Genomic DNA, 23,314 nt, shown 5'->3' on the forward strand with positions numbered 1-23,314 from the left:
TCACTCTTCTTCCTTGGAGCCCCATTCGGAGGCGGTAAATGACGGGTCGCGATCCGTAACGGTCACTGGCTGATCGCTGGCTCCCATTGGATTCTTGGCGGCCTCGAGCTCGGCTACGACCTCGTTGCGAACGCCCGGCTTCTGGGTGGGATCAACCGAAGTATCTTCGATGGATCCAACCACCTCACCAGCGGATTTGCGTGCACGCAGACGCGGGTCGGCAAGGTCATTGAGGGATTCGCCCACCAAGGTGATGCCCAGAACAATCAATACGATGGCGATACCCGGGAACACTGCGGTCCACCAAATGCCTGCGGTGACGTCCGACACGGAACGATTCAGATCGTAACCCCATTCAGCGGCTGCGGTAGGCTCGATGCCGAATCCGAGGAAGCCCAATCCTGCAAGAGTCAGAATCGCTTCGGACGAGTTCAACGTCAGAATAACCGGTAACGTTCTGGTGGAGTTCTTAAGAAGGTGCTTGGTCATGATGCGCCATGTCGACGCGCCCACCACGCGAGCGGAATCAACGTAAGCGGATTCCTTGATGCGAATGACTTCGGATCGAATGGTACGGAAATACTGCGGAATATAAACCACGGTGATGGAGATACCCGACGCGAAAATGCCACTCCACAGACCAGACTGACCGCCGGAAATCATAATGGCCATCAGAATCGCAAGCAGCAGCGAGGGGAAAGAATAGATGGCGTCGGCGATCATGACAAGCACACGATCCACCCAGCCACCGAAATATCCGGAAACCAAACCGAGCAATACACCCGCGAAAATAGAAAGCAGCACAGCGATCACAATCGCAATGACAGCAGTACGAGAGCCCCAAATCACACGGCTGAACACGTCATAACCACCTGCGGTGGTACCCCAAATATGTTCGGATGAGGGTGCTGACTGAGCTGGGAATGAAACTCCATTGGCATCTTTGAGCTGCGCATAGCCGTACGGCGCAATCACGGGCGCAAACAAGGCCACGAGCAGGAAGAACGCAGTAAGCGACAGGCCGGTAATCAGCATGCCTTTCTGCCAGCCGACCGCTACGTGAAGCTCCTTGATGATCGGAATCTTGGTCCAGAACGGAGCTTTCCTGCTGATTTTGAGATCGTTCAGACGAGTGTCACCCGGGACGGTGACGTTATTTGCTGATGCAGTCATATCAGTACCTCACTCTCGGATCCACCAACGCGGCGATAACGTCAACGATGAAGTTGACGACGGCCACGATGATGGCGATCAGAATCACAATGCCCTGCACAGCTACGAAGTCACGCGCCTTCAGATATTGGGACAACATGAATCCGAGTCCCTTCCATTCGAAGGTGGTTTCGGTAAGCACCGCGCCGGCGAGCATCAATGCGATCTGCATGCCCATAACGGTGATGATTGGAATAAGAGCCGGCCTCCATGCGTGCTTGCTGATCAGACGCTTTTCGGAGACGCCACGCGAACGCGCAGCCTCGACGTAGCCGGAATTGTAGGTGGAAATCACATTGGTACGTACCAAACGAATAAACACGCCTGCGGTGAGCAATCCCAACGCCAGTGCAGGAAGTACGGCGTGACTCAACACGTCGGTAAGCACGCTCATATCACCCAGCTGCAGTGCATCGATAATGTAGAAGCCGGTCGGAGAGACGAGTCGGCTGAACTGCATTTCCGAAGACAACGAGCATCGACCGGATGCCGGCAACACGTTCAGCCAAATGGCGAAAATGAGTTTGAGGACCAATCCCAAGAAGAACACGGGGGTGGCATAGCACAGAATGGCAAAGGTTCGAATGCCCGCATCGGCAGCGTGATCGCGTCTGCACGCAGCTACACGACCTAAGCCGATACCTACAATCAAAGCAACAATGAGCGATAGGAGCGCCAATTCGAAAGTCGCTGATCCGTAATGAACAAGAATGCTGATAACCGGCTGATTATCAGTCAATGTAGTGCCGAGATCCCCATGGAGCAAACCCCCAAGGTAATCGATATATTGCACAATAAGAGGACGGTCGTAGCCGGCCGCATGAACACGCTTTTGCAACTCGTCAGGGGTAAGACGACCACCCAATGCCGCAGAAATAGGATCACCTGTAGCTCGCATCACAAAAAACACGACGGTGACGAGAATGAAAACGGTTGGAATAATGAGCAGGAATCGAGTCAGGACAAAACGGAAAAATCCGCCTGACAAATGATTCTTTTTGGCTTGTTTCGGCTTCGCCTCCTGAGAGACGGCCGGAGCTGCTGTGTCTGACACACGATGCTCCTTGATAAGAAGCCTGTACGGCTTTGATTTACAACAATATCGAATCACTGCGCCGTTTCAGGCAGATAATTCGGGAAATGGGGACCTCCGGCCATAGACCGGGGATCCCCAGTGGTTTTCTATGCAGACTGCGGCAGGTTATGCCGCACATCCGCACACATCACGCCTTGGTGACAGATGCGAAACGGAAACGGAAGGAAGCGTCGAGCACAACACCCTTCACGTTGGTGCCGGTAACTGCAACCTGCGCACCCTGCAGCAGCGGGATGGTGGACAGGTCTTCGGTTTCAAGGGTCTGAATCTTCTTGAGCAGATCCTCACGGGCGCTTTCGTCGGTTTCACCAGCCTGCTCCATAATCAAATTGTTGATTTCGGAGTTGGAGTAAGCGTTGTTCACGAAGTTGCCGTCACGGAAGAACGGAGACAGATAGTTATCCGGGTCGGAGTAATCCGGGAACCAGCCGAGCTGGTAGACCGGGTAGGATCCATCAGAATCCTCGGTAACAACACGGTCTTTGTTGTACTGAGTCCATTCGGTGGACTGCAGGTCGACCTTGAACAGACCACCCTCCTCGAGCTGGGCCTTAAGAGCCGCATACTCGTCGGCGGAAGAGGATCCATAGTGGTCCGGATTGTACTGCAGCTTGAGCTCAACCGGGGTGGAAACGCCTGCGTCCTCAAGAACCTTCTTGGCCTTGTCGGCGCTCGGCTTGCCACTGCCATCACCATACGTGGTCTTGAAGGTGTCTTCGTGACCAGCCAAACCGTCCGGAATGTAGGAGTACATCGGGGTGTACGTGTCCTTATAGACCTTGGTAGCCAACTCCTCGCGGTCGATGAGGTTAGCGACGGCCTGACGCACAGCCTTGGCCTTGTCGGCATTCGGCTCGTCGGACTTGGTGCCGTACGGCTGGATGTTGAAGTTGAAGACCAGGAAGCGTTCCTCACCGCCCGGACCCTTGACGACCTTGACCTTGGAGTCCTTAGACAGATCATCGATGTCGGTCGGAGTCAGAGAACGGTAGGCCACGTCGACCTGTCCCTGCTGCACGGCCATCTTCAGGTTGGAAGAATCGGCAAAGTACTTGACCTGAACAGTGCTGTTCTTGGCTGGGGTCAGACCCTGATAAGAGTCGTTCTTGGAGTAGCCTGCAACCTCATTGGCCTTGTAAGAGGTCAGAATGTAAGGACCGGCGAAAGCCTTCTTCTTGATGATGGTGTCAGCATCAGTGAGCTTGTCAGCGGAGAAGACCTCTTCGTCGACAATCGGACCGGCCGGGCTGGAAAGCACCTGCTTGAGGGTCACATCGTTCTTGACTTTGGAATGGAACACCACAGTGGTGTCATCCGGCGTATCGATGGATTCGATGTTGGCCAGCAACGAACTCGGACCATTCTCATCGTTGATCGTGTTGACACGGTCGAAGGAGAACTTGACATCAGACGAAGTCAGGTCGTGACCATTGGCGAACTTCAGGCCAGACTTGATCTTAACAGTGAACTCAGTGCCGTCGTCACTCCAAGTACCGTCATCCGCAGCGATGTCCGGAGACAGTTCAGAAGTGTTGTAGTCCTGCGCATACAGGAACGGGAACACATTGATTTGAACGGCATAGGAACCGTTGTCATAGGAGCCGGCAGGGTCAACGCTAGTAACCTTGTCTGTGGTGCCGACGGTAATGACATCCGCATTTCCCGATGCGGAACCGCTATCTTTTACTCCGCCGCATGCCGCGAGCGAGGCCAGCGCGGCAACCGAAACAGCTGCAGCGATAATCTTCTTGTGATTCACTATGGAATCCTTTCTCTTCCTGCTGTCGTAATTGGCACTCCAAAACGACGTGCCACAAGGGTAGGGCACACTTTGTTAGCGGAACATTTCACGGAAGCTCATTTTGCGACGTCACCCTTTCTCGATCTAACAAAAACTCAGCAATCACAACGGTTTTGCAGTTAATATTTTTCTGAAAAGTGTGTGTCAAATAATGAGACAGCCAATCCCATATTGAGAATCGACGGTCCTTGTGACACGCCGAAAGACGGAACTTGCATCAACTAATTAACGGCGTTAATATATCAACTAGTTCAACGAGGGTCCATGCACTGTCGCAGGGAGGTGTCATGAGTAGTTACAGCGCTCAGCAATCATCGATTTCAGAAAACAATCGTTCCAGGATTTTGCAATACCTCTACCACAACGGCATCAGCTCACGTGCGCAGATCGCCAAAGCCATCGGACTTACGCCCGCGGCCATCACGAAAATCACCGCGAAACTGCTATTCAGAAACGTCATCGAAGAAACCGGAGATATGGAAGGCGATAAGAACCGCCGTTCCATCGGACTGAACCTCAATTGCGCGAAATACCATGTCGTAGGAGTGAAATTCGCACGAAGCCTGGTTCAGATCGCAGTGTTCGATCTGAAATGCAACCGCATCTCGCTTACCGATCTGCCGACCGTCGACGAAAAGAACATTCCAGAAACGGTGGAACAGATCCGCTCCACCGTGCGCCAGCTCATTGCCGACGATCCAAGCATCGTGGCGGTCGGCATGGCCGTTCCCGGTCCATATTTAGTGGAGGAAGGCCACACCGCGCTCGTCTCATCCATGCAGGGTTGGAGGCGAGTCAACTTCATCAAGGAATTCAGCGAAGCCTTCAATGTGCCCGTATTCGTGGAGCAGGACGCACGCGCAGGCGCCCTGGCACAGTTCCTGTTCAACCCGGAGCTGTCCGAAGGATCCCTCGCCTACTATCTGCTTGGCGAAGGCATTGGCCTCGGCATCATCGATAACGGTTCAATCTATTACGGGGCGCATGGCACGGCCACCGAAATCGGCCACATCTCCGTCGACGTCAACGGCAAACCCTGCGATTGCGGCAATGTCGGGTGCCTGGAACGCTACTGCTCGGCCAATGCGATCCACGAGCGACTCAACGAGCAGCCAAGCATTGTCTCAGGATGCGAAACCATGACCCACGCACAGGCATGCACTGCACTGTTCGCCAAGGTTTCCGCGGGAGACAAGGCAGCCACGGAACTGACTTCCGAAGTCGCACGATATATCGGTTATGGCGCGGTCAACATCATCAACGCCTTCAATCCGACGCATATCGTGTTGGGAGACATCATTTCCCAAGCAGGCCAACCCCTGCTCGACGAAGTCAAGAAAGTCGTTCGTGAGCGCACCATTCCCGAAGTCGGGAACGATACCGAAATCACTCTGTCCAGCCTTCCAACGGACGCCACCGTCACTGGCGCCGCAGCCGTGGCCATCACCAGTTTTCTAGAACATCCTTCGATGTTCTTTGACGTCGCATAGCACGCCACAACCAAAGAAAGGAACACCATGTCCAAGCCAATCGTCATCTCTCTCGGCGAAATCCTATGGGATATGCTCCCCACCGGCAAGCGCGCCGGCGGCGCGCCCGTCAATTTCGCATATCATGCATCCCAGAATGGCGCGGAAAGCTTCGCCATCAGCGCGGTCGGCAACGACGAGCTGGGCAATGAGCTGCTTGCAGACGCCCACAAGGCCGGCATCAACACGCTGGTGCAGGTCAACGAATACCCGACCGGCACGGTTGATGTGGCTCTGACCAACGGCATTCCGGAATACACCATCGTCGAAAACGTGGCCTGGGATCACATCAAGCTCACCGACGAGCTCGTCGAAGCCGTGTCCAAGGCCGACGCCGTCTGCTTCGGCACCCTCGGCCTGCGCTCCCCCGAATCCCACGACACCATCGTCGAACTGCTCAAGCACACCAAGGAAAGCGCACTGAAGTTCTTCGACATCAACCTGCGCGCCAACTTCTACTCCAATGAGCTCATCGAAGAGCTGCTCGACTACGCGAACATCTTCAAGATCAACGACGAAGAGCTGATCATGATGCGCGACATGTTCTCCATTCCTAAGTGCAATGACGAAGAGGCATGTAAGTGGTTCATCGACCGCTTCAACCTCGAGTACATCATTCTGACCGGCGGCGCCACGTTCAGCACCATCACTGCCAAGAATGGCGAAGTCTCCACCCTGCTGACCCCGCATGTCGAGGTTGCAGATACCGTCGGTGCCGGCGATTCCTTCTCCGGATCCTTCACCGGCAAGCTGCTGACCGGCGCTCCGCTCAAGGAAGCCCATCGTGCCGCCGTGAACACCGCGGCCTACGTGTGCACCAAGGAAGGCGGCTGGCCGACCTACCCGGCGGAAGGCGTTCCGGATTATCTCGCCGAAGCCGGTAAATAATCCTAGTTTTCCCTTTCATCATCACCAACGAGGCCATGTCTGTTATCATGGCCTCGTTTTTCATCCTCATATTCAATCCGCAATTTGCGCAATCCCGATTGCCACGGCATACGCACCTCAACGAAGAAGATGCTCTGAACGAACCCTACACCACCATGAATGCCGTTTCGCAATCCGATATTCCACAGTCATCCTCCGATTTCATGCAGCGCATCACCGACCTGTATGGATTATTTCGATATTCGGGTCAGGCAGTAAGCCCATGTTTAGACTTCGCTCGCAGCGCAAGAAAAGCGGCATATAATTTGCGATTATTGACATTCCGTGATATCTTGAAAAGTCCGGTCTTGCATCGGGTGCTTGATAATTCAAGATTGGGGATGATCGGTTTCGACGGTGACCTGTTCGTCGCAGGGAAGCGTGCCGAGAACGTAGGGTCCACTCGTGGATGCCCCCTACAAAAGAATAAGTGCTAAATCTAACCGCACTGAGTTCGCTCTCGCTGCCTGAGCTTCGCGCCAGGATTAACCAGTGAGCAGCCGCTCCGTTCACTCCTTCTCGTCTTTGGGAGGATGTTGAGCGTCGTTAAGAAGACTTGCTTTGTCGGCTGAGCCACAGGGCCGGCAAGGGACTTTTACTGTAGATATGCTCGCCATCAGTTGTCTGCGATATCGATGGGGGCAGAAAAACCGCCGCACGGCCAGCAGACTACGCACGTAGAAGACTGAGGGTTCGGTTATCGGACCGGGGTTCAATTCCCCGCATCTCCACGTATTGAAAGCCGCCAGAGATGGCGGCTTTTCTTTTATTTCCAACGGTTTTCAAAGATCCTTGAGTTTACTGTAAACCACCCCCGCCATACCGGATATTCAAAAAATATTGACGCAATATTGTCGAAAGCCCCCTTCTTGTCTTGCTTGATCTCACATACCCAGCCCCATTACAAATCGCATATAATCCCAGCTTCAAATTCCGCGTGTCGACTTGCATTAACCGCTTAAGTGATTAACATAGTTAATACTTCAACCTAGTTATCACGTCACAGCAGACGATGTCAAGGAAGGACTTGATCGATGACCTGCACTTACTCTCCCGAAGCCTACGTATTCGGCTCCGAAGAAAACCATAGCCTGCTCAATGCGGAAACCAACGAGCTCCTGCACTTCGGCCACAACTTCCCCGTCCCGCAGGGTGGCTCCTATTGGCTGGACGACACCGGCAATCCAGATCTGACCCAAAGCATCCACACGTGGATCACCTGCCGTATGGCACATGTGTATTCCTTGGGATTCCTGTATGGCGAGCCAGGCGCAGTCGAACTGGTCGACAAGGCCATCGCCGGTCTGCGCGGTCCACTGCATGACGATGAGAACGGCGGATGGTATCCGTCCATTTCCGCAGACGGCTCCACACATGAAGCAGGCAAGGTCTGTTACGCTCACGCTTTCGTGATTCTTGCCGCCACTTCCGCCAAGCTCATCGGCCGTCCGGGCGCTGACGAGCTGCTCGAAGAGGCTCTGGCAACTTACGACAAGCATTTCTGGGATGATGAGATCGGCTTAGCCGTCGATACTTGGAACACGGAATTCACCGAGCTTGACTCCTACCGTGGCATCAACGCCAACATGCACACCACCGAAGCGTTCCTCGCCGTCGCCGATGTTACCGACAACGAGGAATACCGCGAGCGTGCGGGCCGTATCATCGACCATGTGGTCGGCTGGGCGTCCAACAACAGCTGGCGCATTCCAGAGCATTTCACCGCCGACTGGCAGCCGGACCTCGAATGCAACCATGACAAGCCGGATGACCAGTTCAAGCCGTACGGAGCAACCCCAGGCCATGGCATTGAATGGGCTCGTCTCATCACCCAGTATGCGCTGAGCTCCAAGCAGCGTTCCGAAAAAGGCAAGCAGCAGCTTATCGAGGCAGCCGAAAACCTGTTCGCCCAAGCACTTTCCGACGCATGGAACGCCGAAGGCACCATTGGCTTGGCCTACACCACCGATTGGAACGGCAAGCCCGTCGTCACCGACCGTATGCATTGGACCCTCGCCGAATCCGTGAACACCTCCGCCACGCTGGCCACCGTCACCGGCAAGCAGGTGTACAAGGACTGGTATGCGACCTTCTGGAAGTACATCGACGAATACCTGATCGACCACGAGAATGGTTCCTGGTTCCACCAGCTGAACAAGGACAACGAGGTCATCGGCACCGTCTGGCCAGGCAAGTCCGACCTATACCACGCCACGCAGTGCACGCTAATCCCGCGTCTCGATCCGGCGGTTTCCGTCGCTCCGGCGCTGAAAGCCAATCCGAACGCCTGACGGCACGCAATAATAAGCTCCCCCCTTTTTTTCTCTCTTCTTTTCTCTCCTCCTATTTGCGAAGAACCCCGGTCACGGCAAAGCGACCGGGGTTCTTCGCATACCAAACCAGACTACTCAACGTATGCAATTCCCCTAATTTCCCATGTCTTCACCACTATTTGATGATCGGGCGTAGAGGCGCGGACACGTCGACGTTGTGTTTGTCTCCGATCACATTTGGATCGTTGATGATCTTGTCGACAACGGCTTTCTTCAACTTAAGATCGGAAGAGTCACCCCATACGATCACACGGTCTCCCCCATTGATTTCCGTGGTGATGGAATCCTGGGTTTCAGCCGTCACCTTGGTAATGGAGTTACGTATAGATTCAGGAAGCGAGCTCAAAATCTTCAGTGCCTCTTTAATGGAGCGGTGGCTCAGACTCGTCTCGACATCCTTCACTTCGATGACGGGAATTCCATCCACGGAGGCACCGCTGACGGAATTCAATATACGGCCCTTGCTATCGACCGCGGTCATACTGTCTTCACCTGTTTTAAGCATCGCAGCCGGCTTCTGCGCTTTGATGGTCACTTCAAGGGAATTAGGAAGTTGCTTCTTGGATTGCGCGGTGGTGACTCCCGGTATTTCCTTGATTTTCTTCTCCACATCATTGTTTGATACCAGCAGAATCGATTTGCCGGCCTGCTGACCGGCAATATCCAATACTTGCGACTCGCTCACCCATTCGTTGGCTCCGACAACGGAAATATTGCCAGCTTCAAGACGAAACACCGATGAGAAGAAAAACAACCATATCAGCGCCACCACGACGGCCGCAACCGCGGCCGACACGAAAGCTCGCATCGCTACAACACGTGCATTCGCCTTACGTCGTTCTTTCAACCGCGCTTTGAAATCAACCACTTTCGGACGGGTGACCACCCCCAAAGTGCCAGTGGTTTCCTCCAGCGTCTTCGCAACGAAATCCTCACCCGCAAGATTGCGCGCATCCACGAAGTCACCTGACCGGGAGCGACTTGCCTTGTTCTTGCCTCCGTGCGCCATTTTGGCTTCCGCCTGCGCATGGCTCACTGAAGAAGACGAACGTCCCGCTCCTCCGGCAATGGAACGACCATTCGGCTGAGACTGAGCCGGGGAGTCGGAATGTTTCCGGCTTTGAATGCTCCTGCCGCGCAACGCATGATTTTCAGACGTCGTTTCAGAACCATCCGACCCCGTACCGGAGCTGACGACCCTTCGCGCCATCAGCCCTCACAATCCCAGCGATGAGCCTGCAGCGCGTGCAATATCACCTCGTCCATCTGCGTGATATCACCCGCGCCAACGGTGAAGATGACATCACCATGATGGGCGCGCATCACCATCATCTGCGCCGCGGTATGCATGTCTTCCACACCACGGATCCAATCCTCGGCAGGCGTATGGTCGAGCTTAAGAGCCTCATCCACAATGGTGGCCGGGCCGACCGTCGGATAATCCTCCTGCTTTTCACGTGCAGGGAAAATGCCAGTGACGATCACATCATCCGCCTTGGCCAGCGCCTCCGCGAATGCTTCCGCGAAGAACTTGGTGCGGGAGAACAAGTGCGGCTGGAAAATCACACGAATCGCCGATTGCGGATATTTACGGCGGGCAGCATCCAGCAAAGCCGAAATCTCAGTGGGATGATGCGCGTAATCGTCAACGACGGTCACCTGGCTGACGGTGCCGCGTACTTGGAAGCGACGGGCTGCGCCGAGGAACGACGTGGCCGCTTCAGCGGCCTTCTCAATGTCGACTCCCAGCAATGCTGCCGCGATAATCGCCGCAGAAGCATTGCGCGCATTGTGAATGCCTGGAACGGCGAGCGTCACGGGAACCATACGTTCCTGTTCGCCCAGCAGTCCCGCAGGCACATGCAAGGTGAAATGTTCGGCGCCGCTTTGCGCGCTTTCACTTTCCGATTCGATATGTACGAATGCCGCACCGTTCAGATCACCCAACGAAGCCGCATCCTGCGTCGCATACACGACCGTATGTGCTGCCGCAGACGCATCAAGAGCGCGCAACACAGCCAGATTCCCTTCGTCGTCACCGCACATCACCACCGATTTGATGGCGTGCTGAACATGGTTCACGAAAGCCGCCCGATAGTTTTCCTGCGTTCCATAATGGTCAAGATGGTCAGCTTCGGAATTGGTGACAATCGCGATTTCCGGATGATATTTGGCAAAGCTTCCATCGGATTCGTCGGCTTCCGCCACAAGCACATCGCCTTGGCCTGCATGGCCTCCGTCAAGTATCACGCCATCCTTGCCTTGGATGGATCCGCCAATGGCATAACTTGGATCAGCCAGATTTCCCTCACCGGCATGGGTGAGAATATGGGCGAGCATGGAACTGGTTGTGGTTTTGCCATGGGCTCCCGCAACCGTTACCGCACGTTTCGTATTCATCAGCAACGAAAGAATGTCGCTGCGGTGCACGATGCGTTCGCCCGCCGCATGCGCTGCGACGATTTCCGGATTGTCAGGCTTGATGGCACTGGAAAAAACAATAGTTTGTTTGCCTTCGACGTTTTCCTCGCGCTGCCCGAATTCGACGGCAATGCCAAGCCCCTGCAAACGATCGGTTTTGGCGCTGGGCTCGCGATCCGAGCCATCCACCTCCACACCCTGCTCGTGCAGCATCTCGGCAAGTACGCTCATGCCCGCTCCTCCGATGCCGATGAAATGGGTGACCCCCAAATCGTTCACGCCTTCCTGCTGGCTGAATGACACATGGGTTGGATCAAGAATAATGGTACCGGCCTCACGCTGGTTGTCAGTCACGACTGCTCCTCTTGCATATTATGTTTAGCTTGTTCCATTATGGTCTCACCCATGGTCTCGTACTTGGTCGATCATGGGTGAGATTCGGAACGCGACTTCAAATGCGACGGACACACCTGCCGCCGCTACGGCTTACCTTTCGTCAATCATGGAAAGTACACGCTTGGCCATGACTTCGGCGGCATCTCGAATACCATATTTCCAAGCGTTATCGCCATACCTGGCAAGCGCATCCGAATCGGCTAGCAGATTCGGCACATGACGTTTGACCCATTCGGCAGTGAAGTCAGCGTCCGCCACCATCAGGCCACCTTCCGCATCGACGACCGGCTGAGCGTTGAAACGCTGCTCGCCGTTGCCGATCGGTAATGGAACATAAATCGCAGGAAGTCCCAAAGCAGTCAATTCCGAAACGGTGCCCGCTCCGGAACGGCAGATAATCAGATCGGCACAAGCGAACGCAAGGTCGATACGTTCCAAGTAAGGCGCGACTCGATAATCACCGTCGTTGGCATGCTCTGGTCCAAGCTCACCAAGCACCTGCTCTCCGGCACTCACCGACACCAACGAACGCACCTCATCGTCTTTGCCTTTTCCCGTCAGGTGAATCACCTGCGCATGTTCCAGCAATTCCTTGGCGGAAGCCGCCACCGCACGATTCACGTTCACAGCACCCAACGATCCTCCGGTCACCACCACCAGAGGACGGTTCGGATCGACTCCCAGCTGCGCTGCAGCCGTTTGCCTTGTGGCTGCACGGTCATGTTCCATACCTTCGGCTATTGCCGCAATTTCAGCACGCAACGGCAATCCCACACGTTCGGCTTCAACACCCTTGCGTGGTTTCAAACCGGTTTGCGCGTACGCGGTGCCGATCATGGACGCCCAGCGTGCACCCAGCTTGTTGGCCATGCCGGCACGGGCGTTCTGCTCATGCATCGCAATCGGAATGCCCATCTTGTGCGCAGCCGCATACACGGGAGCCGACGTGTATCCACCGAATCCGACGACCACCTGCGCCTCGTGTCGGGTGAGAATATCACGTACCTTGGCCGTTTCAGCCTTCCACTGCGCAGGAAACTTCAATGCCGCCATATTGGGTCTACGGGGGAAGGGCACCTTTTCAATGGTTTCCAGCTCGAAGCCCGCTTGCGGAACCAACTCGTGTTCCAGACCGACTGCAGTGCCCACCACCGCAATATCGGCATCCGGCTCAAGCTCGCGAATCACATGTGCCACGGCGAGCAGAGGATTGACATGACCTGCCGTACCACCGCCGGCTAGAACGATATGCTTCTGATTGCTCATAATGTACGAGCTTAGCCCCACGGTATCCCGGCACACCATGCGCCATACCGATGCTCACAAGGATACTCACATTTCATCTACGTTTGATTACCGCCGCATGCGACAGCACCCCGCAGGCAACAGTGGCTTTTCAGACTCTCTGAATCTCCGCTTGGATCTGCGGCTGCTGTTTCATCATGCTGATGGTCACGCCCGCAGCGCCCAAACACAGAATCAACGACGAACCACCGGCCGACACGAAAGGCAAAGGCACACCCATAACAGGGAACAGCCCCACCACGACACCAATGTTCACAAACGCCTGGCCGACGATCCACACGGTAATATTGGCCAGCACCAAAGTGATATATCTGTCATGCGCTTGGATAGCCACCACCAGCATGCACCATCCAAGCACAAGGAACAGCAGAATCACCAACGAAGCGCCGACGAAACCCGTTTCCTCACCAATGATGGCGAAAATGAAATCGTTGTGCGCTTCCGGAAGATATCCCCATTTTTCTCCGGAATTGCCGATCCCAACGCCCAGCAAGCCTCCGGAAGCCATGGCGTATTTGCCATGCACCACCTGATAGCAGACACCCTCCATATCAGCTGCGGAACAAGTCTGATATGTAGCCATGACGCGGTTAAGTCGGTTCGGACTGCTGATAACAAGACCGCCGACCAAAGCCAGACCGCCACATGCCACAATAGCCAGCCATTTGCCAGGAAAATTTCCCAGCAACAACGCGGTTCCCGCAATCGCAAAGAGAATCATGGCCGTACCAAGATCCTTGCCGCCCATAACCAACAGCAATGCAAGACCAAGCCACGTAATCAACCTGCGATATGCATTGACCGGCCCCACCTTACTTACCCGCTTCTGCGCGCTAATCAGCTCCCGAGGCAGCCATACGCATAGCGCAAGCTTGACGACCTCAGCCGGCTGGAAGGTAAATCCAAAAAGACCAATCCAACCTTTATTACCCTGAGCATCAACACCTAACGGCGTAAATGTCAACGATTGCAAGAACAAGGCGACGAGCAGAAAAGCGAAACTGACCCTTCTGATAAGCTCCGCCGGAACCATCATGCAGGCCACGCCCACAATAAGTCCGAGAACGCAGAATGCGCCCTGCTTAATCGCTTGTGACCATGGAGATTGGTCATTGGCAATCATATACACCGAAGAGCTGGAAAACACCATGATCACACCGAAAATGGTGAGGATAACCACAGAGACCCTAAACCCGTGAAAACACCAAATCGGATTAAGCATGCTTCGCAGACCGACATAACCACGAAAATCGTCGACCCGTTCTTCAGCAGCAGCCTGCCTCTTCTGACGGGTACCGTCACTCTGCTTGGTTTTAGGCTTCTCCATGCTCATTCACCCAACGCTGAGCCTGCTGCGCGAACTGGTTTCCACGATCGGCATACGACTTGAACTGATCCATGGACGCACAGGCAGGCGCCATCAGCACCACATCGCCGGATTGGGCATATTCACCCGCAGCATCGACGGCCCGTTCCATAATGACGTCATTATTCGCCGGATCGATGATGGTCAACGGAATGTCGGGAGCACTCGCTGCGAACGCGTCCAAGATGGGCTGCTGATCTTTGCCGATGACGACCGCGGCTTTGATGGTGTGCGACTGTTCTGCCACCAACTGTTCGAAACGGCTGCCCTTGGCCAATCCGCCAGCGATCCACACCACGGATTTGTCTGCAAAACTATTGAGCGATGCCTTGGCTGCATGTGCATTGGTCGCCTTGGAATCATCCACGAAACGAATGCTGCCCCCATCTGGCGTGGTGGCGGTGGCGACAGTCTGAATGCGATGCCCGCCTGGCGTGAATTGTTCCAGAGATGCGATGGCTTTCTCTTTGTCTGCGCCAAGCCCCAGCACCAGCGCCAATGCGGTCAACGCATCAGCAAGCAAATGCGGGTACACCGTGCCATCAGGCTCAGTCAGATGCGTAAACTCAGACACCTTGGCGACCTGCTCTGGCATTCCAAGCTCGCCACCTGCGATGCCAGACATATCGACGATCCAACCGTCCTTCACGCCGATCTGACCATCTTGCGGCTCAGACAGAGTGAATCCGACCTTGCGGCAGCCTTCCGCCGTCTCGGCTGCGAACGCCAGCCTGGTCACACGCTCGTCATCGGCGTTATATACCAAAGCCTTCTTGACGCGGTGGAAGACCTTCGCCTTATCTGCCGCATAATTTTCAATGCCGCCATGCCAGTCAAGATGATCATCCGCGATATTGGTAATCGCAGCGCAATCCAAAGCCAGCGAATCGGTGAAATGCAACTGGAAGGAACTCAGCTCAACGCATAGCACATCATTTGCCGGATCGACCACGGCATGGGATACCGCCTTGCCGATGTTGCCGACAGCCGGTGCCGTCAGGTCACAAGCCGTCAGCATTTCCGAAGTCATTTCCGTAGTGGAGGTTTTGCCGTTGGTGCCGGTGATGCCGATCCATTGTGCTGGTTCGCCGGTGGAATCGCAATTCACTCGCAGCTGCCAAGCAAGCTCAACCTCGCTCATCACAGGAATGCCACGACGCTGCGCCTCAAGAATAAACGGAGTCCTCGGATTGAACACCGGCGAAGTCATAACCAAATCAACATGATCCCAGTCGATGCGATCAAAGGAGTGCAAATCAGCATCGGGCTTCTTTTCATCCACGCCAAGCACTTTTTCGGCGCGGGACCCCAACACTTCCATCATGCTTTGGCCAGAAACTCCAAGACCCGCCACAATCACGGTCTTACCGCTCATATCCATATCCATCATCCTTCGATTGTCGGCACCTCATATGCCTTGATATTCCTTACAGATCACAGTCATGTTGCAGCCGTTCACATATCAGCGGAACGCAACAGCCGTCACAGACCGGAACGGGAGACCCAATCGCCGTAGAAAATCACCAACGCAATTAACACGAACAGCAATTCAATCATCCAGAAGCGAATTACAACCTTGACTTCCGTCCACCCCTTCAATTCGAAGTGATGATGGATCGGAGCCATCTTGAACACACGCTTGCGAGTCATCTTGAAATAGCCGACCTGAATAACGTCGCTCATGGTTTCAATCACAAACAGGCCGCCAAGGATAATCGCCAAGAATTCCGTATGTGTGGCGATTGACATGGCCGCAAACAAGCCGCCAAGCGCCAGAGAACCGGTATCTCCCATGAAAATGGATGCTGGATTGGAGTTGTACCACAGGAATCCGAAGCACGCCATCGCCGCGCAGGCCGCGATGATGGTCAGATCAAGAGGATCGGACACCGCGTAGGCGAAGCCTTCATGTCCCAAACCCTTGAGGTGGTAGAACTCCCAAAAAGTGATCACCGCATATCCCATGAATGCGATCATCGAAGAACCAGCAGCCAATCCGTCAAGACCATCGGTCAGGTTGATGGCATTGGTCCATGCGGTCATCAGGAAGTTCACCCAGATCACGAACAACACGATGGCCACGGCTTTGCCTGCGAACTCGAAACTGAAAAACGGCTCTTCAATGAAGCTCATGCCGGCCTGCGCGCTGGGGAAGCCGGAATTCGTCGGCAGAATCAACGCCAGCACCGCATAGATGGTGGCGAGAATGAACTGGCCGATGAATTTGCCTTTGACCGTCAGGCCTTCGCTCTGCTTTTTGCGAACCTTCGCGAAATCATCGATGAATCCCAGCATACCCATCGATAGCATGGCGAACAGCACCAGCAGCGCCGACCATGACGGCACCTCTCCCCTGGTGATGAAGCGATACAGTGCCGACGAGCCCCAACCCAACACAACCGCCAGATTGATGACCACGCCACCCAACGTAGGCGTGCCACGCTTGACCAGATGGGACTTCGGACCATCTTGGCGTATGTACTGCCCGTAATTAAGCTTGTGTACCAAACGAATCAGCAGCGGTGTTCCCACAATCGTTACGACCAGCGACACCACAATTCCGATGATGAGCGAAATCACCTGATGTTCTCCGTTTCAGTCAGACATTCTTCAGATAACGTCGATTATTCAAATCTTGCCAAATGCTTTTGTTCTATTGTGCAGCCAGGGCCTGCCAACGTTCGGCCAGAGCGCTCAAGCCGGAAGCGTGGGAACCTTTAAGCAGCACCACGGCACCTGGATGTTCGATGGCGAGTCGCGTCACAAGACGATCGGCCTCATCGATATCGTGAACCCAATCGACGTGAGAAGCGTCTCCCGCCGAGGATGCGCCGTCCGCCATGGCACCTGCCAGAGCGTCCAGGGAAGCATCGGATGCACTGCCAACCGTCAGCAGCGCATCAACCCCGCCTTCCAACGCATACCGGCCGATGCCAACATGCAAATCCTTTTCATCCGGACCGAGCTCAAGCATGGCGCCCAACACCGCAACACGGAATGGCTGGCTTTCGGAACCAGCCTTCCAACGCAGCAATCCGTCAAGACCGGCTTTCATGGAATCAGGATTGGCGTTGAATGAATCATCGATCAGCGTGAATGACGTTTCCTGCTTGTTCACGATGGAAACAGCCATGCGATGGGGACTGATGGCCGTCACATCCGACAATGCGGATGCGACATCGCCAATCGACATGCCCAAACGCATCGCCACTGAAGCGGCGGCAAGCGCATTCATGACATTATGCTGACCGCAGATGTCCAAGGTGACTTCGGCATGCTCGCCATCACCGTTTTCTAAAGTGAAGGACGGATGATCCAACTCGTCGCAACGCACATGCTGAGCGGTGATCGCAGGATTGCCACCTTCACCATTCGGAAGTCCGAACCACATCACATCGCCCGGCGCGAAGGCGCTCATCGCAGCCACATGCTCGTCGTTCGCATTCAGCACGGAAAGACCGCCGGGAACGAGGCCATGAATGATTTCCGACTTGGCCTGCGCGATGCGTTCCGCAGAGCCGAATTCGCCCAAATGAGCGACACCGACTTTCAGCACAACCGCGATGTCCGGCGGTACCAGCGACGTCAGATTGGCGATTTCCCCAACATGGTTGGCGCCCATTTCCGCTACCAAAAAACGAGTTTCGGCATTTACTTTGAGCGAGGTCAGGGGCAGGCCGATTTCGTTATTGAACGATCCGACCGGCGCAACTGTTGGTCCCATATGAGACAGCAACGCCTTCATAAGATCCTTGGTGGTGGTCTTGCCGACGGAACCGGTGATGCCGACCACCGTAAACGGAGTCCCTAGCGCGCGACGGCGCTCGATATTGTGCTTGGCCAATGCCCCCAAGGCCAACACCGTATCCTCCACCACAATCTGAGGCACACCGGCGTCGGCGATCTCATGGTCGACTATTGCGGCAACGGCACCTTGAGCGCCCACGTGCGGCACGTAATCGTGACCGTCCACACGCTCTCCGGCAATCGCTACGAAAACCGAACCTTCAACGATCTGCCGTGAATCGGTGAATGCGCTGGTGGCCACCGGCGTATTCACTGCCGCAGTGCCGGCAATCAGCCGTCCCTGAACTGCCTGGGCGATCTCCTCCAAGCTCATTGGCATCATGGTCAGGCTGCTCACTGTGATTTCTCCTCTGTGTTGCTGTTCCGTTTACTGTTCATGTTGTTTACGATTATCGTGTGTGTGCTTTACGTATCCGTTCTGATTGAAACTAGTTCAGATCTCGGGATACGCGCAACGCGCTTTTGATATTGGCCTTGCGTACACCCGCCGCAAGCACCATCGATATGGACAGCGACAATGCGCTGCTGTTCGTCTGCCCGTATGCCACTGCCGCTTGCGATGCGAGCACATCGGATTCCTGCGTACGGACGGCGATATGGGTCCGCTTTCCGACGGTACATCCGAATCGCGCAACCGATTTGACGATCTCGGCTTCGCCTAGACCATTGTCATCGCAACCAAGCACATCGACACTTACCGACTGCAATGCATCGTCTTTCAATGTCTCCTCGCTCAAAGCGAGAATCACAGCAGCAGCACCGTCTTCAGCGCACACAGCCATCGTACGCTGCACGTCAAGAATCGACAATGGATAGTTCAGATCGAGATATCGTTCCAACGATTGCGAGTTGCCCGAGCTGATCACACCAACCGGATTACCAAGCATATGCAGGAAATCAGCAAGATCCCTCACTCCCTGGTCCACCGCCTGCGCATCGTTTCCCGCCACGGCGAACACCGCCAACGAATCGGACGGGCTACCCGCCAATTCGCTGGCAAGCCTACCCAACTGCTGTGCGGTCGGCTCGGCATAGATCACAGGAATCTGTATGCCTTCCGTCTTACCACGCAACGCATGAGGTACCACCGCACCATATGCGCCAAGCGCCTGAGCCTGACGCAACTGTTGCTCATCCACCGGTGCGGACGGCATGAACAACGATCCCGGCCGCACCGAATCGATATCGTCTGCAATGGACGTGATCGTCACTTCAGTGGCAAACGTAGGATCCAAGTCAAAGCCATATCTGCTGGCAAGCAGACCCAATGTCATTCGTCTGTTCATGGACTCACTGACCGCGCTCATCTTTCCGCCCTCCGTTCTTCATACTCGCATACTCACCAAGTTACTGGAATAGCATCAGTTCGCGGACTTGACGCCGGCACTTCATACTTCTGCATAAGGAATTCACCAATCTCCGCGGTAACCGGACCTGCCGTCAGACCACCAAAAACGCCTTGCGGATACTTCAGAACCACCGTGACGACAAAGCGAGGATTGTCTGCGGGAATAATCGCCGAATAATCACTGATAATTGACGACAGTCTGCCATCGGCACCAGCGACTTCCGCCGTACCGGATTTTGCTGCGACACGATAACCATCCACCTTGATGAACTGGGAGTAATGGTCGGACACGGATTCCATGGCGTTCATCACCTGAGAGGCCACCTGCTCGTCAATCACGCGCGTCACCTCACCCTCGGGCTTTTGCTCTTCGGAATGTCCCTCGGCATCGCTGATCGTCTTGATGATGCGCTGCGGCTTCTTAACACCCTTATTGGCGATCACGGCAACCGCATTCGTCAGCTGAAGCGCATCGGTCGTGTAAGCCTGGCCGAACAACACGGTGTTCTGGGTTCGCAGATCCCATTGATCGGCCGAATATAGCAAACCATCCGATTCGCCAGGAAGCCCGAGCCCATTGTCTTGGCCGACACCGAATTTTCTGATGAAATCGTATCGCTGCTCGTTAGACATCTTCTCCCCTGCGATGATCATGCCAACGTTCGACGATTGCTCGAGAATGCCCGCAAGGGTCCAGTGTTCGTCACCGTGAGTGGTCGCATCGCTGTAGGTCTGCCCGTTCACCGTGATATGGTCCGGCACAGTGAATTTGTCTGACGCCTGATGCAATCCAAGCTGGATCATGCCCGACATTGTGAAGACCTTGCCAATGGAACCAGGCTCAAACGTTTCTCTGACGGCCCTGGAAACCGTCATCTTCGCCTGATCACTGCCGGCTTCGATCTCGTCACTGTCGGCAAGCGCGAGAATATCCCCCGTTTGAGTGTCCTGCACCACGGCAATTCCCCATGGCGAACTGTATTTCTCGCAGCTTTCTCTCAGTACTTTTTCGACATACCACTGCACGTCGTGGTCGATGGTCAGTGTGATGTCGGATCCATTGACCGCATCTTTTGATTCGGTCATGGTTCCTGGGATTTCGACGCCGTTGTTGCCTTGTTGGTAGACCTGGTATCCATCTTCGCCGGTCAGCGTCTTGTTTTCCATTTGTTCGATACCGGCGACGCCTTTGCCTTCGCCATCGACGCCTCCCAGCAACGCTCCCATCAAGGTTCCGTTGGAATAGATACGTTCGTTGCTGAGTTCCGCATAGACGATACCGTCCAAATTGAGCTTGGAGATTTTGCGTTTAACCGCCGGCGTCACGTCTTTCTTCAGTACCGCGTATTGACCTGTTCCCGAGAGCATGGCACCCAATTCGGTAGCATCCATGTCCAGTACCGGGGCGAGCAGCCTGGCCACGGCCGCGGCTCCTGTGGCACCTACCGGTTTGCCGTTGATCTGGTGGCAGATGTCTCCGGTCTGTTTGGTGCACGTTATCGGCGTGAAGGCCTGCGCCCCCTCGGGATTGCCGATGATGGTGTATCGTTCCACGCTCTGTGCGAGGATAGAACCGTTCGTGTCCATGATTTTTCCGCGGCTCGCCTTTAATGTCACTGTGATGGTTCTGCTTTGCGCCGCGGCTTGCGCCATGCTTTTGCCGTTGATCAGCTGAACGTTGGCCAATTGGATAAGGCATGCCGTGCCCATCAGCGCCAGAAGGACGCCGATGGCCATGGTTTTTGTGAGCAGCTTCTTATGGAAACGCGTGTACGTACTGCGAAAAGGATTCACTGAGCGTCGTCTCCGCTTGGCTGATAGCCGTTCAGATCAATCGTCAAGGCACCTTTTTGAGGCACCATACCCATTTCCTCGGCTTTGCTTGGTAGCGAGGCCTCAAGCTCGTCGAGCTTGGTCTGGTCATCTCCCACGTCTTGCGTCAAACGGATGATGTTCGACTCGATCCTGTTCGCGTCGAAGGAATCCTGCACCATTTGGGTGCGTAGCATCAAGGATCCCACAAGGCAGATTCCAAGGAAAATGACAGCAATGACCAAATGCAGCAACGGGGTGCTTCTGGTGCGAGTCCATGTGATGAGCTGTTTGAATCCTCGCTTGACACCATTGCCTTCGGCACGCGTTCCTTTGACGACATGCAATTCAGGGCGAGTGGTGCCTACAGTTTCGGTTTGGTCCCGGCGTCCTGCGGGAGCCGCGTTTGATGCGATCGTTCTTGGTGCGGCCACGTTCAGCCCCTCCTTCCTTGCCGTTTCATGCTTGCGTAGTCATTGCCCTGGTCGAATCGTTTTCGCCAGCGTTCGGGAATTGGCCTGGTCAGTTCCACTGCACGCAATCGTACGGAAGCCGACCTCGGATTCATGGCGATTTCCTCCTCGTCGGCTTTAATGGCGCCTCGCGTGAGTTCCTTGAAGAACGGCATCATATCCGGCGGAACCACCGGCATGTCCGCAGGTACGTCAGCTTTCAGACCTTGGTTCATGAATGTTTTGACGGTTTTGTCTTCCAGCGAATGGTACGACTCCACCACCAAACGCCCTCCCACCACGAGACGGTTGGCGATCTGGGGCAATGTTCCCGCCAATTTGTCAAGCTCACCGTTGACTTCGATGCGCAACGCTTGGAACACTCGTTTGGCAGGATTTCCTGCAGGACGGTGCGCCTGCGGCACAACCTCATCCACAAGACGGTTAAGCTGCCCTGATGTGGTCAACGGCTCGATCTCACGCCTACGCACGATCGCACGGGCGATCTGCTTGGAGAAGCGTTCCTCACCATACGTACGGAAAATGCGTGCCAGATCGGCAAACGAATATTCGGCAAGCACCTGCTCAGCGGTCAATGGCTGGGTCACGTCCATACGCATATCCAAAGGCGCATCGTGGGAATACGAGAATCCCCGCTCCGTCTCATCAATCTGCAGACTTGACAATCCCAAATCCATGAACACGGCGTTCACTTGATCGATTTCCTGATCATCAAGCACTTGCGCAAAATCGTCGAACGCGGCATGCACAGGTATGAAGCGATCGGCAAGGCCTTCCATCTGCATTCGCTGTGTGGCAAGCGCAAGCGCCTCGGTGTCTCGGTCGATGCCGATCAGGCAAGCATGCGGGCTCGCTTTAAGGAATGCCGTGGAATGCCCGGCCAAGCCAAGCGTGCAATCCACGGCGATCGACCCTGGCTTCGCCAATGCAGGCGCCACCAGATCCACGCAGTCACGCAGCAACACTGGCTGATGAATCGTTGTCACATCTGTCATCAGAATTCCACCGCCGGTAATACGTCATCGGCAATATCGGAATACCCCTGCTCCTTTTCGGCGAGATATTCCTCCCATGCCTGCTTATTCCAAATCTCCGCTCGGGTTCCCACACCAATCACCACAATGTCGCTTCCCAACTTCGCGTAATCGCGCAACATCTGCGGCACGAGCACACGTCCTTGCTTGTCCGGCTCCTGGTCAACAGCACCGGAAAGGAATACGCGCAAATAGTCGCGCGCGGCCTTATTGCCCATGGATGTGCGCTGAATCTGCAACGTGATCCGGCGAAATTCCGATTGGGGCAGCAGGTAAACACAACGCTCCTGACCTCGGGCCATCACCATGCCCGGTCCCAATTGACTGCGAAATTTCACAGGCAGTGCCATGCGTCCTTTGGCGTCGATTTTTGGAGTGTATGTTCCCAGCAACAATGGCGGCAATCCCACCATCATGTTGCCTGCCTGCATTGCATCGTCCTCGGAGAATGGTG

The 23,314-nt window shown here is 55.0% G+C and carries 18 protein-coding genes and 1 other RNA gene; 4 read left to right on the forward strand and 15 right to left on the reverse strand.

Going from position 1 to position 23,314, the window contains the following annotated elements:
* From CE168_RS04635 to CE168_RS04645, 3 genes are all read right to left on the reverse strand, one after another.
* Entirely contained in the window at positions 1-1,173 is a 1,173-nt protein-coding gene (locus CE168_RS04635; RefSeq protein ID WP_099571319.1) for an ABC transporter permease, read from the reverse strand.
* A gap of 1 nt (position 1,174) precedes the next feature.
* Entirely contained in the window at positions 1,175-2,266 is a 1,092-nt protein-coding gene (locus CE168_RS04640) for an ABC transporter permease (protein ID WP_099571320.1), read from the reverse strand.
* A gap of 169 nt (positions 2,267-2,435) precedes the next feature.
* Entirely contained in the window at positions 2,436-4,067 is a 1,632-nt protein-coding gene (locus tag CE168_RS04645) for an ABC transporter substrate-binding protein (protein ID WP_099571321.1), read from the reverse strand.
* A gap of 329 nt (positions 4,068-4,396) precedes the next feature.
* Between CE168_RS04645 and CE168_RS04650 the strand changes: the two genes are divergently transcribed.
* The 4 genes from CE168_RS04650 (at position 4,397) to CE168_RS04665 (ending at position 8,856) form a co-directional block, all read left to right on the forward strand.
* The gene (locus CE168_RS04650; protein ID WP_099571322.1) at positions 4,397-5,599 is read left to right on the forward strand and encodes an ROK family transcriptional regulator; all 1,203 of its coding nucleotides are present in this window, start codon (positions 4,397-4,399) and stop codon (positions 5,597-5,599) included.
* 27 nt (positions 5,600-5,626) lie between these two features.
* Positions 5,627-6,526, forward strand: coding sequence for a carbohydrate kinase family protein (locus tag CE168_RS04655; protein ID WP_004220608.1), 900 nt, complete (start codon positions 5,627-5,629; stop codon positions 6,524-6,526).
* A 376-nt stretch (positions 6,527-6,902) separates the two neighbouring features.
* Positions 6,903-7,299, forward strand: a transfer-messenger RNA (tmRNA) gene (ssrA, locus tag CE168_RS04660).
* Between the two features lie 300 nt (positions 7,300-7,599).
* Positions 7,600-8,856: an AGE family epimerase/isomerase gene (locus tag CE168_RS04665; RefSeq protein ID WP_099571323.1), complete on the forward strand. Its 1,257-nt coding sequence runs from the start codon at positions 7,600-7,602 to the stop codon at positions 8,854-8,856.
* A 157-nt stretch (positions 8,857-9,013) separates the two neighbouring features.
* Here the strand turns inward: CE168_RS04665 and CE168_RS04670 are convergent, their stop codons facing one another.
* The 12 genes from CE168_RS04670 to mraZ all read right to left on the reverse strand — a co-directional run bounded on the left by CE168_RS04670 (position 9,014) and on the right by mraZ (position 23,291).
* Positions 9,014-10,108, reverse strand: coding sequence for a cell division protein FtsQ/DivIB (locus tag CE168_RS04670; RefSeq protein ID WP_442861942.1), 1,095 nt, complete (start codon positions 10,106-10,108; stop codon positions 9,014-9,016).
* The gene (murC, locus tag CE168_RS04675) at positions 10,108-11,673 is read right to left on the reverse strand and encodes a UDP-N-acetylmuramate--L-alanine ligase (RefSeq protein ID WP_004220617.1); all 1,566 of its coding nucleotides are present in this window, start codon (positions 11,671-11,673) and stop codon (positions 10,108-10,110) included. The genes CE168_RS04670 and murC overlap by 1 nt, the downstream gene beginning before the upstream one ends.
* A gap of 132 nt (positions 11,674-11,805) precedes the next feature.
* The gene (gene murG / locus CE168_RS04680) at positions 11,806-12,981 is read right to left on the reverse strand and encodes an undecaprenyldiphospho-muramoylpentapeptide beta-N-acetylglucosaminyltransferase (RefSeq protein ID WP_033524071.1); all 1,176 of its coding nucleotides are present in this window, start codon (positions 12,979-12,981) and stop codon (positions 11,806-11,808) included.
* Between the two features lie 130 nt (positions 12,982-13,111).
* Positions 13,112-14,353: a peptidoglycan glycosyltransferase FtsW gene (locus CE168_RS04685; RefSeq protein WP_004220622.1), complete on the reverse strand. Its 1,242-nt coding sequence runs from the start codon at positions 14,351-14,353 to the stop codon at positions 13,112-13,114.
* Positions 14,334-15,773: a UDP-N-acetylmuramoyl-L-alanine--D-glutamate ligase gene (gene murD / locus CE168_RS04690; protein WP_180753407.1), complete on the reverse strand. Its 1,440-nt coding sequence runs from the start codon at positions 15,771-15,773 to the stop codon at positions 14,334-14,336. Before murD ends, CE168_RS04685 begins: the two co-directional genes overlap by 20 nt.
* Positions 15,774-15,868: 95 nt before the next feature.
* Positions 15,869-16,966 carry a phospho-N-acetylmuramoyl-pentapeptide-transferase gene (gene mraY, locus CE168_RS04695; RefSeq protein ID WP_099571324.1) on the reverse strand — a complete coding sequence of 366 codons (1,098 nt, stop codon included), beginning with the start codon at positions 16,964-16,966 and terminating at the stop codon, positions 15,869-15,871.
* Positions 16,967-17,039: 73 nt separating this feature from the next.
* On the reverse strand, positions 17,040-18,515 hold the full coding sequence (locus CE168_RS04700) for a UDP-N-acetylmuramoyl-tripeptide--D-alanyl-D-alanine ligase (RefSeq protein WP_099571505.1): 1,476 nt from the start codon (positions 18,513-18,515) through the stop codon (positions 17,040-17,042).
* A 106-nt stretch (positions 18,516-18,621) separates the two neighbouring features.
* Positions 18,622-19,500 carry a hypothetical protein gene (locus CE168_RS04705; protein WP_022245007.1) on the reverse strand — a complete coding sequence of 293 codons (879 nt, stop codon included), beginning with the start codon at positions 19,498-19,500 and terminating at the stop codon, positions 18,622-18,624.
* Positions 19,501-19,532: 32 nt separating this feature from the next.
* Positions 19,533-21,278: a peptidoglycan D,D-transpeptidase FtsI family protein gene (locus CE168_RS04710; RefSeq protein WP_099571325.1), complete on the reverse strand. Its 1,746-nt coding sequence runs from the start codon at positions 21,276-21,278 to the stop codon at positions 19,533-19,535.
* A gap of 53 nt (positions 21,279-21,331) precedes the next feature.
* On the reverse strand, positions 21,332-21,787 hold the full coding sequence (locus CE168_RS04715) for a hypothetical protein (RefSeq protein WP_099571326.1): 456 nt from the start codon (positions 21,785-21,787) through the stop codon (positions 21,332-21,334).
* A gap of 2 nt (positions 21,788-21,789) precedes the next feature.
* The gene (rsmH, locus tag CE168_RS04720) at positions 21,790-22,821 is read right to left on the reverse strand and encodes a 16S rRNA (cytosine(1402)-N(4))-methyltransferase RsmH (RefSeq protein ID WP_099571327.1); all 1,032 of its coding nucleotides are present in this window, start codon (positions 22,819-22,821) and stop codon (positions 21,790-21,792) included.
* On the reverse strand, positions 22,821-23,291 hold the full coding sequence (gene mraZ, locus CE168_RS04725) for a division/cell wall cluster transcriptional repressor MraZ (protein WP_430796974.1): 471 nt from the start codon (positions 23,289-23,291) through the stop codon (positions 22,821-22,823). The genes rsmH and mraZ overlap by 1 nt, the downstream gene beginning before the upstream one ends.
* Between the last annotated feature and the right edge of the window lie 23 nt (positions 23,292-23,314).

The organism is Bifidobacterium sp. N5G01 (genome assembly GCF_002742425.1).
Classification (GTDB): domain Bacteria; phylum Actinomycetota; class Actinomycetes; order Actinomycetales; family Bifidobacteriaceae; genus Bifidobacterium; species Bifidobacterium hominis.